This window comes from Leisingera sp. F5, assembly GCF_001593695.1.
Map to the genome: position 1 here is coordinate 1 of NZ_LUKH01000289.1, position 3,085 is coordinate 3,085.

A 3,085-nucleotide genomic window follows, 5' to 3' on the forward strand; every position below is an offset into this window, starting at 1 on the left:
AAACGCGAACGGTCCAAGGCGCGGTATATGGGCCTGAACCAGGAATTCATCAGCCCCAGGGAAGTGGCTGAACGCCACCCGCTGATTGATCCGAAACATTACCATGCCGCCCTGTGGGATGATCAGGATGGCGATCTGGATCCCTCGGGTGCGACCTATGCTTTTGCCAAGGCGGCGAAGGTGCATGGCGCAAAGTATTTCACCCATACGCCGGTGACCGGCACCACCCAGCGCGCTGATGGCAGCTGGGACGTGACAACGCCAAATGGCGTGATCAATGCCGAGCATATCGTGAACTGCGGCGGCCTGTGGGCGCGGGAAGTCGGCCACATGCAGGGCGTCAACCTGCCGGTGCAGCCGATGGAGCACCACTATCTGATCACCGACAAGATCGACGCGGTGGCGAACCACCCGACCCGCCTGCCGGCCGGGATCGATTACGAGGCCAACATCTATTTCCGGCAGGAGCGCCAGGGGATGCTGCTGGGCACCTATGAACCCAAAGGCACGCCGTGGAAGGTGGATGGCACGCCGTGGGATTTCGGGCATGAGCTGTTGCAGCCCGATCTGGACCGGATTGCCGACCGTCTGGAGATGTCGTTTGAGCGCATCCCCGCGATTGGCGAGGCGGGCATCAAGGACATGATCAACGGTCCCTTCACCTTCGGCCCCGACGGCAACCCGATGATCGGCCCGGTGCCGGGCATGAAGAACTACTGGTGCGCCGTGGGGGTGATGGCTGGTTTCTGCCAGGGCGGCGGCGTGGGCCTGACCATGGCCGAGTGGATGATCGACGGCGAGCCGTCCATCGACGTCTGGGCGATGGACGTGGCGCGGTTCGGCGATTTTGCGACCCCCGACTGGGGCACCGTGAAGTCGACCGAGAATTACGAGCGCCGGTTTGTGATGACCTTCCCGAATGAGACCTTGCCGAAGGGGCGGATGCAGAAGACCACGGCGCTCTATGACCGGCTGGTAGCCAAGGGTGCGCGGATGGGGCAGGGCTTTGGCCTGGAAAGCGCGCTGTGGTTTGCGGATGGACCTGAGGATGCGCATGAGGAGCCGACGTTTGAGCGCAACCGCAGCCATGAGTATGTGGCACGCGAGGTGAAGGCGGTGCGCGAGGCGGTGGGCGGCATCGAGGTTGCCAACTTTGCCAAGCATGAGTTCAAGGGCGCGGGCGCGCGGGAATATCTGGATCACGTGCTGGCGGGCTATGTGCCGCAACCGGGCCGCCTGACCCTGACGCCGATGCTGACGCCCAAGGGTAAGCTCTATGGCGATCTGACCGTGGCCTGTCTCGGGGAGGAGCATTTCATGCTGTTCGGCTCCGGTGCCATGCAGGAGGCGCATCGCCGCTGGTTTGAAAAGGATCTGCCTGCCGATGTGACCTATCAGAATGTCTCGGACGACTGGCATGGCATCGCGCTGTCGGGTCCGAAATCGCGCGAGCTGCTGCAGCGGATCACCCGCGAGGATGTCTCGGGCGAGGCGTTCAAGTTCCGCGATCTGCGCCAGACATTTGTGGGCGGCGTGCCGGTGATCCTGAACCGGATCAGTTTCTCGGGCGAGCTGGGCTATGAGCTTTACTGCAAACCGCAGTACCTGCTGCGCCTGGCGGAAGCGGTCGAGGAGGCCGGTGCTGATCTCGGCTACCGCTGGTACGGGGCGCGAGCGCTGATGTCGATGCGGCTGGAGAAGGGCTGGGGTGTCTGGACGCTGGATTTCCGCCCCGATTTCGATGCGGCGGAGAGCGGCATGGATGTCTTCATCAACTGGAAGAAGGACTTTGTTGGCAAGGAGGCCGCACTGGCGGCCAAGGAAGCCGGGCCGAGCCGCAAGCTGGTCACCATGACCATCGGCGTGGACGGCATTGATGTGTCCAATGACGAAGCGATCCTCAAAGACGGTGAAGCGGTGGGCTACATCTCTTCCGGCGGCTATGCGCATCACGCAAAGGCCTCGATGGCTATGGGCTATGTCTCGGCGGAACACGCCGCGGCGGGCACCAGGCTGCAGGTCGAGATCCTGGGCGAGATGTATGACGCCGAGGTGCTGGGCGCGCCGGTCTATGACGCCAACGGCGCCAACATGCGCGCCTGACCGGATCAGGGGAACGGATATCATGACCAGCCCCATTCGGACGTTCCCCGAAGCGGCTGAGGCCGAGTCGGCCTGCCGCTGCATCTTCCTGCTGCTGCCCACCTTCTCGCCGCTGGATCTGTCCAGCGCGGTGGCGGCGCTGGAGGCGGCCAACAAACACGACGGGACCGCGCGCTATCACTGGCGCGTGGTCAGCGAAGACGGCTTGTCCGTCACCGCGCCGAACGGGCTTGGCGTGGCGGTAGACGGCGGCCTGCCGGGCCTGCTGCGCGGCGATATGATTTTTGTTTGCGGTGGCCAGGGGCAGGAGCCGGGGGTATCGCTCAAGGTTCTGGGCTGGCTGCGAAAAGCGCAGCGCATGGGGGCGGCCCTTGGAGCGTTGGGTGGCGGTGTGCTGGCGCTGGCGCGCTCCGGGCTGCTAACGGGGCGCCAGGTCTCGGCCCATTGGGCGCTGCGGGCCGTTCTTGCCGAGGCGCATCCGGATGTGGAGGTGAAGAATTCGCTGTTCACCATGGACGGTAAACTGATCACCTGCGCCGGTGGCACTGCCACCATCGACATGATGCTGAACCTGATCTCGGATCATCACGGGGCTGCCGTCGCAACAGGAGCGGCGGATCTGATGGTCTGTTCCTCGGCGCGCAAGGGGAATCAGGATCAGACGGTTTCCGAATATGGCCGGACTGGCGTTCGGCATGAAAAACTCGCCGCTGCGCTCAGCCTGATGCGGAGCAACCTGGAGGAGCCGCTGACGCCTGGCGGCATCTCAGACCTGGTTGGCCTGTCAGTGCGCCAGCTGGAGCGGCTCTTCTCGAAATACCTGCAAACCACACCTAAGGTCTATTACACCAAACTGCGGCTGGATTATGCCCGCAGCCTGCTGTTGCAGACCAACATGCGGATCATCGATGTGGCATTGGCCGCGGGGTTCAACAGCCAGACCCATTTCGCCAAGGTCTACCGCCGCTATTTCGGCAAGTCG

General features: G+C 63.6%; 2 protein-coding genes. Both read left to right on the plus strand.

Features of this window, described 5'->3' with window-relative positions:
• Positions 1–2,103: FAD-dependent oxidoreductase (locus A2I95_RS29000; protein ID WP_291735462.1), on the plus strand; the 2,103-nt coding region annotated here is incomplete at its 5' end.
• Positions 2,104–2,125: 22 nt separating this feature from the next.
• The coding region (locus A2I95_RS29005) for a GlxA family transcriptional regulator (RefSeq protein WP_291735465.1) at positions 2,126–3,085 on the plus strand (960 nt) is incomplete at its 3' end.